This window comes from Peribacillus sp. NPDC101480, from assembly GCF_050277335.1.
In the GTDB taxonomy this organism is placed as follows: domain Bacteria; phylum Bacillota; class Bacilli; order Bacillales; family DSM-1321; genus Peribacillus.
The window spans coordinates 1-13,632 of the sequence record NZ_JBNNSB010000008.1 but is presented as its reverse complement, the minus strand read 5'-3'; the positions used below and the strand labels follow the sequence as shown (position 1 = coordinate 13,632).

Annotated in this window: 14 protein-coding genes and 1 riboswitch; of the genes, 9 read left to right on the top strand and 5 right to left on the bottom strand. The window is 42.1% G+C overall.

The window, feature by feature from the left end; genetic code table 11:
• Nucleotides 1-146 precede the first annotated feature (146 nt).
• Together ACQKMF_RS22460 and ACQKMF_RS22455 are read right to left on the bottom strand one after the other, a co-directional pair.
• A complete protein-coding gene (locus tag ACQKMF_RS22460) occupies nt 147-1,436 on the bottom strand; it encodes a glutamate-1-semialdehyde 2,1-aminomutase (RefSeq protein ID WP_101225966.1) in 1,290 nt (429 codons plus the stop codon).
• Nucleotides 1,437-1,580: 144 nt separating this feature from the next.
• The gene (locus ACQKMF_RS22455) at nt 1,581-1,901 is read right to left on the bottom strand and encodes a hypothetical protein (RefSeq protein ID WP_101225967.1); all 321 of its coding nucleotides are present in this window, start codon (nt 1,899-1,901) and stop codon (nt 1,581-1,583) included.
• A gap of 151 nt (nt 1,902-2,052) precedes the next feature.
• Between ACQKMF_RS22455 and ACQKMF_RS22450 the strand changes: the two genes are divergently transcribed.
• The 3 genes from ACQKMF_RS22450 to ACQKMF_RS22440 are packed head-to-tail and all read left to right on the top strand — an operon-like array spanning nt 2,053 to nt 4,690.
• On the top strand, nt 2,053-3,060 hold the full coding sequence (locus ACQKMF_RS22450) for an ABC transporter ATP-binding protein (RefSeq protein ID WP_034305344.1): 1,008 nt from the start codon (nt 2,053-2,055) through the stop codon (nt 3,058-3,060).
• Nucleotides 3,061-3,108: 48 nt separating this feature from the next.
• Nucleotides 3,109-3,900 carry an ABC transporter permease gene (locus ACQKMF_RS22445; RefSeq protein WP_072272421.1) on the top strand — a complete coding sequence of 264 codons (792 nt, stop codon included), beginning with the start codon at nt 3,109-3,111 and terminating at the stop codon, nt 3,898-3,900.
• Nucleotides 3,901-3,904: 4 nt separating this feature from the next.
• Complete coding sequence (locus ACQKMF_RS22440; protein ID WP_101225968.1) at nt 3,905-4,690, top strand: ABC transporter permease; 786 nt, start codon at nt 3,905-3,907, stop codon at nt 4,688-4,690.
• 41 nt (nt 4,691-4,731) lie between these two features.
• Here the strand turns inward: ACQKMF_RS22440 and ACQKMF_RS22435 are convergent, their stop codons facing one another.
• Together ACQKMF_RS22435 and metE are read right to left on the bottom strand one after the other, a co-directional pair.
• The gene (locus ACQKMF_RS22435) at nt 4,732-5,208 is read right to left on the bottom strand and encodes an acyl-CoA thioesterase (protein WP_230178786.1); all 477 of its coding nucleotides are present in this window, start codon (nt 5,206-5,208) and stop codon (nt 4,732-4,734) included.
• Nucleotides 5,205-7,511 carry a 5-methyltetrahydropteroyltriglutamate--homocysteine S-methyltransferase gene (gene metE / locus ACQKMF_RS22430; protein WP_427575053.1) on the bottom strand — a complete coding sequence of 769 codons (2,307 nt, stop codon included), beginning with the start codon at nt 7,509-7,511 and terminating at the stop codon, nt 5,205-5,207. Before metE ends, ACQKMF_RS22435 begins: the two co-directional genes overlap by 4 nt.
• Before the next feature lie 146 nt (nt 7,512-7,657).
• Nucleotides 7,658-7,850: riboswitch (cobalamin riboswitch) on the bottom strand.
• A 243-nt stretch (nt 7,851-8,093) separates the two neighbouring features.
• Between metE and ACQKMF_RS22425 the strand changes: the two genes are divergently transcribed.
• The 5 genes from ACQKMF_RS22425 (at nt 8,094) to perR (ending at nt 11,859) form a co-directional block, all read left to right on the top strand.
• Nucleotides 8,094-8,513, top strand: a complete 420-nt coding sequence (locus ACQKMF_RS22425) for a potassium channel family protein (RefSeq protein ID WP_101225970.1) — start codon at nt 8,094-8,096, stop codon at nt 8,511-8,513.
• A 62-nt stretch (nt 8,514-8,575) separates the two neighbouring features.
• Nucleotides 8,576-9,046, top strand: coding sequence for a thioredoxin-dependent thiol peroxidase (gene bcp, locus ACQKMF_RS22420; RefSeq protein ID WP_402944826.1), 471 nt, complete (start codon nt 8,576-8,578; stop codon nt 9,044-9,046).
• 11 nt (nt 9,047-9,057) lie between these two features.
• A complete protein-coding gene (locus ACQKMF_RS22415) occupies nt 9,058-10,167 on the top strand; it encodes an aminopeptidase (protein WP_427575050.1) in 1,110 nt (369 codons plus the stop codon).
• Nucleotides 10,168-10,314: 147 nt separating this feature from the next.
• A complete protein-coding gene (locus tag ACQKMF_RS22410) occupies nt 10,315-11,259 on the top strand; it encodes a D-2-hydroxyacid dehydrogenase (RefSeq protein ID WP_427575048.1) in 945 nt (314 codons plus the stop codon).
• Between the two features lie 156 nt (nt 11,260-11,415).
• A complete protein-coding gene (gene perR / locus ACQKMF_RS22405) occupies nt 11,416-11,859 on the top strand; it encodes a peroxide-responsive transcriptional repressor PerR (RefSeq protein ID WP_076371177.1) in 444 nt (147 codons plus the stop codon).
• Between the two features lie 100 nt (nt 11,860-11,959).
• Here perR and ACQKMF_RS22400 read toward each other — a convergent pair whose 3' ends face one another.
• The gene (locus ACQKMF_RS22400) at nt 11,960-12,313 is read right to left on the bottom strand and encodes a YgzB family protein (protein ID WP_101225973.1); all 354 of its coding nucleotides are present in this window, start codon (nt 12,311-12,313) and stop codon (nt 11,960-11,962) included.
• 175 nt (nt 12,314-12,488) lie between these two features.
• Here ACQKMF_RS22400 and ACQKMF_RS22395 point away from each other — a divergent pair, with 175 nt between their 5' ends.
• Nucleotides 12,489-13,364, top strand: a complete 876-nt coding sequence (locus tag ACQKMF_RS22395) for a nucleotidyltransferase-like protein (RefSeq protein ID WP_101225974.1) — start codon at nt 12,489-12,491, stop codon at nt 13,362-13,364.
• Nucleotides 13,365-13,632: the final 268 nt, after the last annotated feature.

Sequence of the window (13,632 nt, the reverse complement as noted above, 5' to 3'; positions counted from 1 at the left end):
CTGGATGCTGTGATTGGCGGGATTTTTGTAAGGAGTGGCTTCAAATGCCAATATTAAAGATTTATTACAGGGGAATAAGAAACCCTCAAGATTGATGTACATCCTGAGGGTGTATAAAAAATGCATAATTATGCTGATTCGATTTATTATATTAGGTTTTTGAATGCATGTTCAACCGCTTTTAGAGTATAAGCGATATCATCATCCGTGTGAGCAATCGTCAAGAACCAGGCTTCGTATTTGGAAGGTGCCAAATTGATTCCCTGGTTTAGCATGAGTTTGAAGAACTTAGCGAACATTTCGCCATCCGTATTTTCCGCCTGCTCATAGTTTTCAATTTTTTCTGTCGTGAAATAGATCGTCAACGCCCCTTTAAGGCGGTTGATGGTGATCGGTACATTATATTGGCGGGCTGCTTTCAGGATACCTTCTTCAAGGATTTTCCCCAGCCGGTCCAGCTCGTCATACAGCCCCTCTTCTTTAAGTACTTCTAAGCAAGCTATCCCGGAAAGCATGGAAGCCGGATTTCCTGCCATCGTACCCGCTTGATAGGCCGGTCCCAGCGGTGCGACAGAATCCATGATCTCTTTTTTACCGCCATAGGCACCAATAGGAAGCCCGCCCCCGATGATTTTACCAAGCGCGGTCAAATCGGGTTGAATTCCCAAAAAGTCCTGTGCCCCTCCGTACATGAAGCGGAACGCTGTGATGACCTCGTCGAAAATGACTAGTGATCCGGCTTCGTGAGATAATGAAATGACATCTTCCAAAAAGCCGGGGCTTGGCTCCACGATTCCGAAGTTGCCGACGATCGGTTCAACCAGCACGCCAGCAATTTCATTACCCCATTTATCCAGTGCTTCTTTAAATGGCTCAATATCATTGAAAGGTACCGTGATGACTTCTTGTGCGATGCTTTTGGGAACGCCGGCAGAGTCCGGTGTTCCTAAAGTGGACGGGCCAGAGCCTGCAGCGACGAGAACAAGGTCGGAATGTCCATGGTAACAGCCTGCAAACTTGATGATCTTATCGCGTCCTGTGTAAGCGCGGGCAACGCGGATGGTGGACATGACGGACTCGGTTCCTGAATTGGTGAAGCGGACTTTATCCATGGATGGTATGGCTTCTTTCAACATTTTGGCAAATTTGACTTCATGTTTGGTCGGTGTGCCGTATAAAACGCCCGTTTCTGCTGCTTTAACGATCGCCTCCGTAATATGTGGATGCGCATGACCTGTGATGATCGGGCCATATGCAGCTAAGTAATCGATATATTTATTGCCATCAACATCCCAGAAATAAGCACCTTTGGCATGATCCATCGCAACGGGTGAACCGCCGCCTACAGCTTTGTAGGAACGGGATGGGCTGTTAACCCCGCCAACGATATGTTCCAATGCCTCTTTATGTAAAAGCTCCGAATTACTAAAATCCAATCTTAAAACCTCCTAAAAATATAAACATATTTCCCCTTAATCATAGCACTTTTTCGTCCGTAAATCTGGGGTCGAAAACTGGGAAATGTGATTCATTCACTGATGGAAGAGCTGCAGCCTTATAAGCATCAGGGTTCCGGGCCATCATTCTGTATGCGAAATAGGGTCGGATTTCAAAACTCCTGTTATGAAAGTAAGAATGGCCAAGATGGTGTCAGGGTTTTCGATGTCGAAGGATTGGCGGTTCATTTCGCCCTGGGCTTGGTAATAGATTAGCTGGCCGGTCCCTTTCTCTTCATTAATGAGGAGGTGGAAACTGATGGGTGTGCTTTCGATGGACCCGCTGGAATCCCTTTGGATGACCTGGCATAATAATTCACCGTACTCATCTTCATAAAGGAAGTCATATCGAAGGTCGAAAACGACTTTTTCAATTTGGGATAGTAATAATTTTTTGATATTCATAGCATACTCGTCTCCTTTATATAAGTATCTGGTACAACGGCCATTTTCTCCCTGAAAATGGTATATGGCATCCAAGCATTTTTATTGTCTAAAAAGGTTGGTTTGGATAAACTAATTCATTAGGACAAGAGATTACGGAGGATGTAACAGGATGAGTGATGCAATTCAAGTAAAACAGCTTCGGAAGGAATTTAAGTCGGCATCAAGCCGTTCAGGGCTAAAGGGTGCCTTCCGGGATTTACTTACCAGAAATTATAAGGTCGTCCCTGCCGTCAATGATATCAATTTTACTGTAAAAAAGGGTGAGATGGTAGCTTATATCGGGGAAAATGGTGCAGGGAAATCGACCACGATCAAAATGCTGACAGGTATTTTGGAACCGACAGCAGGTGAAATCACGGTCAATGGCATGAATCCGCATAAAGAAAGGGAAAAGTTCACCCAGACAATCGGAGTCGTATTCGGTCAGCGCTCACAGCTTTGGTGGGATATTGCGGTTCAAGAATCGTTTAGGCTGTTAAAAAAGGTCTATAAGGTAACGGATGAACAATATAACGATCATATGGAACATGTCATCAAGACGCTTGATATCGGTCCTTTGCTGGACAAACCAGTGCGTAAACTCTCGCTTGGTCAGCGAATGCGCTGTGAGCTTGCGGCAGCTTTGATCCACAATCCGCCTTTGCTGTTCCTGGATGAGCCGACAATTGGACTTGATGTGCTCGTGAAAATGAAGATTCGTGAGTTCCTGAAAGAAATCAATGAGAAATATAATACGACAATCCTTTTGACTACACATGATCTAGGAGACATTGAAGCATTATGTGAGCGTGTAATCATGCTTGATGAAGGACAAATCATCTATGATGGGGAATTGCAGAGTTTGAAAGATAACTGGGCTGAGGAAAAACAGATTCATTTTCAATTCATCGAGCCGATCGCATTGAAGGAATTACAATCATTAGCGCTCCCATTTACTGCTAACTGGGTTTATGATGAGAAAAATCAAACTTACATTGCCTTGTTGAAAGAAGAAAGTGATCATATTTCACAGCTTGTTTCAGCTGTCGTATCTCATTTTAAAATAAAAGACATCAAAATCCATGAAACGTCCATTGAAGAGATCGTTCGCAATATTTACGAAGAAGGCACTGTCTGACTCTCTTATCAATAAGAAACAACGTGTCTATCAAGAAGGGGGAGGGCCATGGGGAAGTATCTTGCCATGATCCGCATGCGTTTTTTAATGATGCTTGCGTATCGAACGGATTATTATACCGGCATTTTAATTTATAGCATTAATATCGGTGCTTATTATTTCTTATGGAATGCGATATATGGAGAAAAAAGCTCCATCGAAGGACTTTCAAGCATGCAGATGACAACCTATGTCGCGGTTGCATGGATGGCGCGCGCTTTTTATTTCAATAATATTGACCGCGAAATCGCCACTGAGATTAAAGACGGCAAGGTTGCCATTGAGATGATCCGGCCTTATAACTATTTAGGCATGAAAACGATGCAAGGACTTGGGGAAGGGATATTCCGTTTCTTCTTCTTCTCAATTCCGGGGATGCTGCTGGTAGCTTTCATTTTTCCTATCGAATTGCCGCACGAGCCGGCTACATGGGGGATGTTCGGCATTTCCTTGCTGTTCAGCTTCATCATCAATACACAAATTAACTTATTGACGGGAATCACGACCTTTTTCTTATATAATAATGCCGGATTAATCCGCGCTAAAAGGGTTATCATTGATTTATTTTCCGGCCTGCTGCTGCCCATCAGTTTCTATCCTATATGGGCGCAGGAAGTGATGAAATATTTACCCTTTCAAGGGATCAGCTATGTACCAAGCATGATTTTTACGAACGGGTACAGTTCAGGCGAAATTGGCATGGCGCTTTTACAGCAGTTAATTTGGTGCATCATTCTCATAATACCGATTCAGCTTTTATGGATAGTCGCAAAAAAACAGCTGATTATTCAAGGAGGTTGACGGGATGTTTTATGTATCGATGTTTTTTCAATACGTGAGTCAATATATGAAAACAAGACTGCAATATAGAGCCGATTTCTTCATGGAAATCCTATCTGACCTGCTGAATCAGGTCGTGAATCTGGTATTTATCTTAGTCGTTTTTGGACATACCCAATTTTTAAGCGGCTGGAGCCGTGAAGAAATCATATTCATTTATGGATTTTTCCTTATCCCATTCGCCCTTTTTTCAGCCTTTTTCAACATCTGGGATTTTAATGACCGCTATATCGTCAAAGGTGAAATGGACCGGATATTAACAAGACCGATACATAGCCTGTTTCAAGTCATTTTAGAAAGAATCGAGCTTGAAGCGTTATTTGGTGTTGTGACCGGTTTGATCATTATATTCTATTCGGGGATTTCATTGGATCTGCAGCTTGCGTGGTATGACCCGATTCTTTTCATCATTTTTGCAATAGGCGGGGCCCTTGCTTATGCAGCCATATTCGTTGCGATAGCAAGCATTGGTTTCTGGTCGGATGCGAAAACATCCATCATGCCAATGATGTACAATATCGGGAACTATGGGCGCTATCCTGTTGATATTTATAATAAGGTCATTCGTTTTGTCCTTACATGGGTGCTGCCATTCGCGTTTGTTGGTGTCTATCCGGCATCTTATTTCCTTAGAAAAGAAGAGTGGTATGCATATGCATTTGCCACACCTGTAATTGGGGTAGCCTTTTTCATGATATCCGTATTCATATGGAATCAGGGAGTGAAGAGGTACCGCGGTGCAGGGAACTGAAAGAAACCCCTTCAACAGATTCATGTTGAAGGGGTTTTTGTTTATTTGCGTTTATTCTTTCTTTCAATATATCTTGCTTGTGCTTGAACATATAGCTGCTTTTCCACTTCGGTTTCCGGAATGACCTGTGGTACGTTTGTCGGCTTACCGTCTTCATCAATGGCCAGCATCGTTAAAAAAGCACGGGCCGTAAGCTGTTTCTCACCTGTTAATAGGTTTTCGCGCTCCACTTTCACGAATACCTCCATTGATGTGCGATGGGCACAGGTGACATAAGCTTCAAGGTTGATCGCATCCCCCGTCTTGATGGGGGCCAAAAAATCAAAAGAGTCGCTTGAAGCAGTCACAACGGGTTTTCGACAATGGCGCATAGCTGAAATGCAGGCTATTTTATCAACATAGGCCATTACTTTTCCGCCAAAGATGGTATTGTGATGATTTGTATCCGGTGGAAAAACAAGGTCGGTTAAAAAGGTCCGTGACTGCTGTGTTGGGTGGGCAACGTGCTTTTCAATCATTTGCCGGTTGGTTTAGCTAACAGGTTTTCACGGACGATTTTTGCTGCTTCGACCATGTTTTTCAGGGATGCGACGGTTTCCGGGATACCCCTTGTTTTCAGTCCGCAGTCAGGATTGATCCAAAACTGGTCTTTATCCAATACCTTGATCCCACGTTCGATCATATCGACCATTTCTTCCACTGCCGGCACACGCGGGCTGTGAATGTCATACACACCTAGACCAATACCTTTTTCATATGTTTTTTCCTCGAATGCGGAAGCAAGCTCCCCATGACTGCGGGATGTTTCGATGGAAATTACATCGGCGTCGAGGGAGGAGATGACATCCATGAAACTGTTGAAGTCGCAATAGCACATATGCGTATGAATTTGGGTTGTATCCTCCACGCTTGATGTCGATATCAAGAACGAATTCACAGCCCAGTTCAAATATTCGTCGCGATCGCTTTTTTTCAATGGCAGACCTTCTCTAAGTGCAGGCTCATCGACCTGAATCATTTTGATTCCAGCGGATTCCAATGCAATGACTTCTTTTTCCAAAGCGAGTGCCAGCTGATAGCATACATTCTCCCTGGAAATATCATCACGGACAAATGACCAGTTCAAAATCGTAACAGGACCTGTAAGCATTCCCTTTACCGTCTTCTTCGTCAGTGATTGTGCGTATACACTTTCCCTGACTGTCATCGGTTCGATGAAATGGATGTCGCCGTAGATGACTGGCGGTTTCACACAGCGGGATCCATAGGATTGTACCCACCCCTTTTCTAAAAAGACGAATCCACCTAACTTATGGCCGAAGTATTCAACCATATCCGTTCGTTCGAATTCCCCATGAACAAGGACATCCAAACCGATTTCTTCTTGGATTTCGATCCACCTGCCGATTTCTTCGTTAACGAATGTTTCATATTGCGAAGCGGTCCATTCTCCTCTTTTGAATTTCCCGCGTGCTTGTTTAACATCAAATGTCTGCGGAAAGCTGCCGATCGTAGTCGAAGGAAGAAAAGGCAATTTGAAAAATGCCTGTTGATTTTGGTAACGCTCTTTAAATGGAAGCTGACGGCCGGCGGTCCTGGTTTTAACCTTTTCGACATTGGATTGTACAGTTCCGTGATTCCGGGCATTTGAATTTGCTAACGTTTGAAGCGTGAATTTATTAGCATCGACTTTTTCGGCGATTGCTTCAAAGCCTTGATTATTCCCTTTGACCAAGAGTGTGATTTCCTCGAGTTTCTCATCAGCGAAAGCAAGGGCCTCTTTCACTTCGTTTGATAGGGCGGTTTCATTACGAACGGTCACTGGCACATGAAGCAAGGAACAAGAGGGCTGAAGCCAGATTCGGTCTTCGGCTACCATTGTCTTAAGAGTCTCGATCAATTGGATTTTTTTCGATAAATCAGAAAGCCAAATGTTTTTTCCGTCAATCACACCTGCAGCAAGCACTTTGTCCTTCGGAAAGCCGAATGCTTCCAGGTTGCTTAGATTCCTCCCTTTGTCATGTACAAAATCAAGACCGATTCCTTGGACTTGTAATTCGATGACTTCCTGGTAATGTTCCACGGCATCAAAGTATGTTTGTAGCATGATGTTCAGGTTTGGTGCTGCTTCATTCAGTTTTTCATAGAGGTAAGTAACAGTTTGCATATCTTCTTTGGAAATCGATGAAACAAGTGAAGGTTCGTCCATTTGAACCCACTTCACGCCTTCTTGCTCCAACTCCCGGAGGATTTGCGTGTATAGGGGAAGCAGGCTCAGGATGATGCCAGGGATATCTTGTTTTTTGAAGCCTTTGGAAAGGGAGATGAAAGTATAAGGACCGATCAACACGGGCTTTGTTTCAATTCCTAGCTTTTCCTTGGCTTCCCGATATGCTGCAAGTGGTTTATTTTCCGTTAACGTCAGCTGTGGCACCTTTAATTCAGGGACAATATAGTGATAGTTCGTATTGAACCATTTCGTCATTTCGGAAGCGACTTCATCATTGTTTCCGCGAGCCATTGAATAATAAACGGAAAGGGGAACGCTTCCGCTTTCATAGGCTGAATAACGTTCAGGAACAAGACCGAACATTACGGACATATCGAGCATTTGATCATAGAAAGTGAAGTCGTTGACAGGAATGATATCAATGCCTCGTTTCTTCTGTTTTTGTAAGTTGCCTAAACGGATGGCTTTTAGTTGTGCCGTAAATTCTGCTTCATCGATTTTACCGGACCAGTAAGCTTCCAATGTACGTTTCCATTCACGATCTTCCCCGATTCGAGGGTAACCCAAACTACTGCTTTTCAATATTCCCATCCTCCTATATTCATTTAATTGAGCAATAAAAAAAGCATTCCTAACCGTCAAAAGAGATGGTTAGAAATGCTTAAAATAAAGAGGCATGCAAAATGCCCCTTACAATTATAAGGTCCCTAACACCTCCCTATCTCCCGTAGGTTAAAACAGTGTTGTCGAAATAGGCAGGTCTCCTGACTTAGGGATTAACATTAGCGGCGGGCCTTCCCGATCCGTTGATCAGTGGCATATTGGATGGCGCTAACACTCCCATTACAGTGGCGGGACCGTCCCGGAATTACACCGGACTTCCCTTTTAATCCTAATTTAAAATTAGGAACCTATTTCCACATATGAAATTTGACAAAACCTGCCTTGATAACTGTTTGTAGGTTAAAAATTTATAAAATAAAAACTATTATAAAAATTTAGACAATCTTAACATATCCGACCAAAAGGGTCAACATGAAAAAAAATTCAGTAAAAGTATCCGGTTATAAGGTGTGTGGGTGATAAGGATGAGGTCTGTTCCTAAAAAAGAATATATTGTTTGGACAGGGAGTATGTATAGAGGAAGTGGCGTTTTGAAATGGGGCGTGGGGGATGACTTTCTACATCTTGATTGCAGGAATCATTTTTTGCATGGTGATGAGTATTCGTACGTTATTTCTTGTTGAGTCGGGAGGAAAGAAGTTTTCTCTGGAGGATATGCTGTGGCTTGGCAATTTATATGCGACGATATTAGTTGGATTTGCACTGATTTATTTATTATACGAACTTCAGAATCATTCGGTGATTCTTGATATGGGCAATCGATTGGATGGCACTTTCTATGAACAGTTGAAGACTTCTTTTTATTTTAGTGCGATGACGATGTTTTCTGTAGGGTATGGAGATATAGCCCCGATTGGCATGGGCAGGATGATAGCTACGATTCAGGCTTTCATCGGTTATACACTGCCGGCAGCGTTCGTGATCCGGACGGTGATCGATTTGGAGCACAAAGATAGGAAGGATAAATGAAAGTTGTGTTTCTTTCGATTATTGGGTACTCTTACCATAATGAAAGAAATGGAGGGTTTAATATGACTGTTAAAATTGGAGAAAAAGCACCTGATTTCAAGCTCCCTGCAAACAATGGTGAAATGGTGTCCCTATCGGATTTTAAGGGAAAATATATTGTTTTATATTTTTATCCAAAAGACATGACGCCAGGTTGCACGACGGAGGCCTGTGATTTCCGGGACCATAATGAGCAATTTGAGGAATTGAACGCGGTCATCATTGGAATCAGCCCAGACCCAGCTGCACGTCATGAAAAATTCATCGAAAAACATGGATTGCCTTTTCTGCTGCTGGCTGATGAAAATCATGAAGCGGCTGAATCATTTGATGTGTGGCAGTTGAAAAAGAACTTCGGCAAGGAGTATATGGGCATTGAACGTTCAACTTTCCTGATTGATAAGGCTGGTATGGTAGTCAAAGAATGGCGTAAAGTAAAGGTCAAAGGCCATGTCGAAGAAGCTCTTCAAACTCTTCGCGACCTCGAAAAATAAGGGACAGGCAGATGAAGGATGAGCGAATAACGAAGCTTGCAGCCAGGCTGATTCATCATTCGATACAATTACAGCCAAAAGAGAGAATCCTCATACGGGGGAATATCAATACGAAACCATTATTGAAAGAGCTGATTGATGAAATATACAGAGTGGGTGCTTATCCATATGTAGAACTCGAAGACGATGAAATAAGCCGCCACCTGTTACAAGGGAATGTAAAGGAACAACTTGACACCTCTTCACAATGGGCCTTGAGGAAATATAAGGATATCGATGCGGTAATCATCATCACCGGGGAAGAAAACGATGTGGAAATGACCGATGTTTCCATCGAGAGGCACCGTCTTCAAGGGGAGGCTATGAATTCCCCCACTCTTTTCTATGTAAACAACCGACGTTGGGTCTTGCTTAATTATCCCACCAACGCATCAGCGCAAAAAGCCGGCATGACCTTCGACAGGTACGAAGATTTTCTTTTGAATGTATGCAACATGGATTACGGGAAAATGGAGACGGCCTTGAAACCGTTAAAACAATTGATGGAACGAACTGACAAAGTCAGGATCGTTTCGCCAGGAACAGATTTGACCTTTTCCATCAAAGGTATGCCGGCCGTCATATGTGCCGGAAAAAAGAATTTACCTGATGGGGAAGTGTTTACGGCACCCATAAAAGATAGTCTCAATGGTAGGATATCCTTCAACACACCAACAACCTATGAAGGATTCACCTTTAGTGACATAGAATTAAACTTGGAAAAGGGAAAAATCATTAAAGCTACTTCCAATCGTGACTCTGAAATGAACCAAATTCTGAATATTGATGAAGGGTCCCGGTTTATCGGGGAGTTCGCAATTGGGATCAATCCATACATATTGGAACCTATGGACGATATCTTGTTCGATGAGAAAATAAGCGGAAGTCTGCACTTGGCTCTTGGACTTGCCTATGAAGAAGCGGATAATGGAAACCGATCATCGATTCATTGGGATATGGTCTTGATCCAGCGTCCCGAATATGGGGGTGGTGACATCTTCTTTGACGACGTCCTGATAAGAAGGGATGGCGTTTTCATTTTGCCGGAATTAGATGCATTAAACCCAAATTCCTTAAAATAAAGCCTTTTTTAATAAGGCTAAGGCTTTTGTCCAACTCAAAAAGGGGACACCTGAATATGCTTTATTAAGGGAATACCTCCTCAGAGAAAGTTGCGCGGGACACATAGAGCCCGTGTTTTTTTATGTTAATTAAAGGGAGAGATAAACATGTTAATACTTTCAACTGTCATTCCGAATGAAGGCATCCAAAAGAAGATGACGGAAGCTTTTAGTGACTTGAGCTTCATTTATCAAAAAGGATGGACGGATGGGCCGCTTCGTGAAGCTGAAATCTTAATTACATATGGTGAAGACTTAACTGAAGAAATCATTGGGAAAGCTACGAACTTGAAATGGATCATGGTCATGAGTGCAGGGATGGAATTAATGCCATTTAAAGCCATAGAGGAAAGGGGCATTCTGGTGACGAATGCTAGAGGCATTCATAAAATACCGATGGCAGAGTATACGATAGGGATGCTTTTGCAATATGAAAAGAAATTGAAACTGCTTATGAAGAATGAAAAGGAAGAACTGTGGGATAGAAAGATTGAAGTAGGGGAATTGAACGGCAAGACGATGCTCGTTATTGGCGTGGGTGCAATTGGAGGGGAAGTGGCTCGTCTTGGGAAAGCCTTTCGGATGAAGACGATAGGAGTGAACCGGAGCGGGAAGCCAGTGGAATCCATCGATCACCTTTATGCCCTGGATAATTTATTGGAAGCCATACCGGGAGCCGATTATATCGTATCCGTCCTGCCAAGTACGGATGAAACGAAGGGCCTTCTGCAAAAAGAACACTTTGAAGCAATGAAAGAAACTGCAGTATTCGTGAATATTGGCCGCGGCGACCTGATTAACGATGAAATGTTGATCGAAGCCCTGGATGCCGGGGAATTATCTCATGCCATCTTGGATGTATTTGATCCGGAACCTTTAGGAAAAGGGCATCCGTTTTGGAGGATGGAGAATGTTACAGTCACTCCGCATCTTTCAAGTAAAAGCGGAGAATATTTACCAAGAACCTTTGCCATATTCGAAAAAAATATGCGTGAATACCTGAAAGCTGGAAAAGACTTCACCAATGTAATCGACTTATCCAGGGGATACTAAACTCAATGCAAAAATGGGAAAGATTCAATGTGCTCATGAATAAACTAAAAAAGAATGGTTAAGCCATTGAATTATTGACAAATTCAACGCATAAAAGGTACACTATTTATAAACATTATAATTTAAGAATGCATACTTAATGAGAAAAAGAGGTGGATGACGGTGTCTGAAGTTCAGTTAAAAGAAGCGTTGGATTCCTTAAAAGATACCGGTGTAAGAATAACTCCTCAACGCCATGCGATACTTGAGTATTTGATAAGCTCCATGTCCCACCCTACCGCTGATGATATATATAAAGCGCTGGAAGGCAAGTTTCCTAATATGAGTGTGGCAACGGTTTATAACAACCTGCGTGTGTTCCGTGAGGTAGGTTTGGTGAAAGAACTTACGTATGGTGATTCTTCGGCAAGGTTTGATTTTGTGACGACGAATCATTATCATGTAATTTGCCAAACTTGCGGGAAAATTGTGGATTTCGATTATCCTGCATTGGATGAAGTCGAGCATTTCGCAGCACAAGTCACCGGTTTCAATGTTAGTCACCATCGGATGGAAATCTACGGCGACTGTACGGATTGTGCGAAAAAAGAATCGCATTAAAAAAAGTTCCTCCACTTGGTTGGAACTTTTTTTCATGTTATGAAGAAATGATACAATTGTTAAAGACTTCTTTAAAGGGAATTCAGCTAGCCGAATTCCTTTAGTCATGCAGGCTTTTCCGGTTATATTTTTCGTTGAATTCTTCGCCTTCCAACTTTTTGTCAAGTGTCAATGGTTCTTCACAATGCATGCAAATATCTACACGCCCTAGTATTTTTGTAGGTTTGCCGCAGTTAGGACAGACAACCTGGATCGATTTTGTGGAAAGCATTCCAATCCAAAAATAAACCCCTGTACTTGCGATTATGAATAAAAGGCCCAGCCCCATGAAAATCGTCATGACAACAGGATGCGTTTTGAAGAAAAGCCCAAGGTACATTACGATGAAGCCAATGAAAATCAAACTCAAAGCAAAAGTACGTATTTTATTGATTTTGCTAGAATATTTAGCCATGGATTGTCCCTCCTAAAATATAACTTTAACTATAACATAAACAGCGGATGGAACAAAAAAGAAATAAAGGATACATATTACTTTTGAATTGAGATGGTTTGGGGTAAGGGAGATAAGCAGGAATTTGAAGAGTTTTGTCGAAAGTCTAAAAAAAAAGGTTTTGGAGGAATTTATGATGGAAGATATCCTTCGCCCGATTTATCAAGAGCGAGCAAGTTTAAAATCTACACTTGGAATCTTGTTAATAGAAAAAAGGGATGATAATAGCCCGATTACCGATACATTTGACTACATCCTTTTTGTGATTGCAGACGAAGCCGAAGAGGCCGTGTTTTTAAAGCATTACACTTACCGGGATAAAAAGGCAGCCTTGCATATCGTACAGGAAGACCAGTTAAAAGAATGGCTTCTATTAGGTACGAACCGCAAAGTGGTTGACTGGATATATAACGGGAAGGTTCTTTTTGACCGGAATGAATATTTGGACCGTTTGAAAACAGAAATCCGGGAGTTCCCCTTCTATGGAAGGAAGTTAAAGATGGGGATGGAGTTTGCAAAGTTAATTCGCAGGTACATGGATGGGAAAAGCTTCTTTGAAAAAGGCCATTATCTGGAGGCATACAACCATATCGTTCATTCCTTGCATCACTTGGCCCGTTTGGAAATAATAGAACAAGGTTTTTATCCGGAGGTTACGGTCTGGAACCAAGTGAAGCATATGGAACCTGAGATCTATAAGTTATATAAAGAATTGATCAGCAGCGAGGAAACACTCGAAAAAAGATTGGAGCTTCTTTTCCTTGCGAGCGAATTTCTTATTTATTCGAGGACGAATGCAGGTTCACAGCATTTGATAGAAATAATGGGGACGAAAGAAGATCCGTGGACGATTGCGGAGCTTATGGAGCATCCGGAAGTTAAGTTTTATTCAGTCGACCTGGGTGTTTTATTGGAATATTTGATAGAGAAGAAGGTTATCGACGTCATCAAGGCGGAGACAAAAGGTCACGAGGTATATCACCGGTTTTATCGGGTATCAAAAAACTTTTAAAAAAATGCATTTTTATTGTTGACCAATAGTAATATAGGTGTTATATTAATACATGTCGCTGCGGGACATCAGCTTTCGCAGCTTCATCAAAACAAAAAAATAAAAAAACATGTTGACAACAATGTTGAAGACATGATAAGATGTAAAAGTCGCTTACGAAGTAAACGACAACGAAATTGCTCTTTGAAAACTGAACAAAACAAAGCGCCAACGTTAAATTTTAAGTGAGCACACACTATCAAAAAAGCAAATGAGCAAGTCAAACATT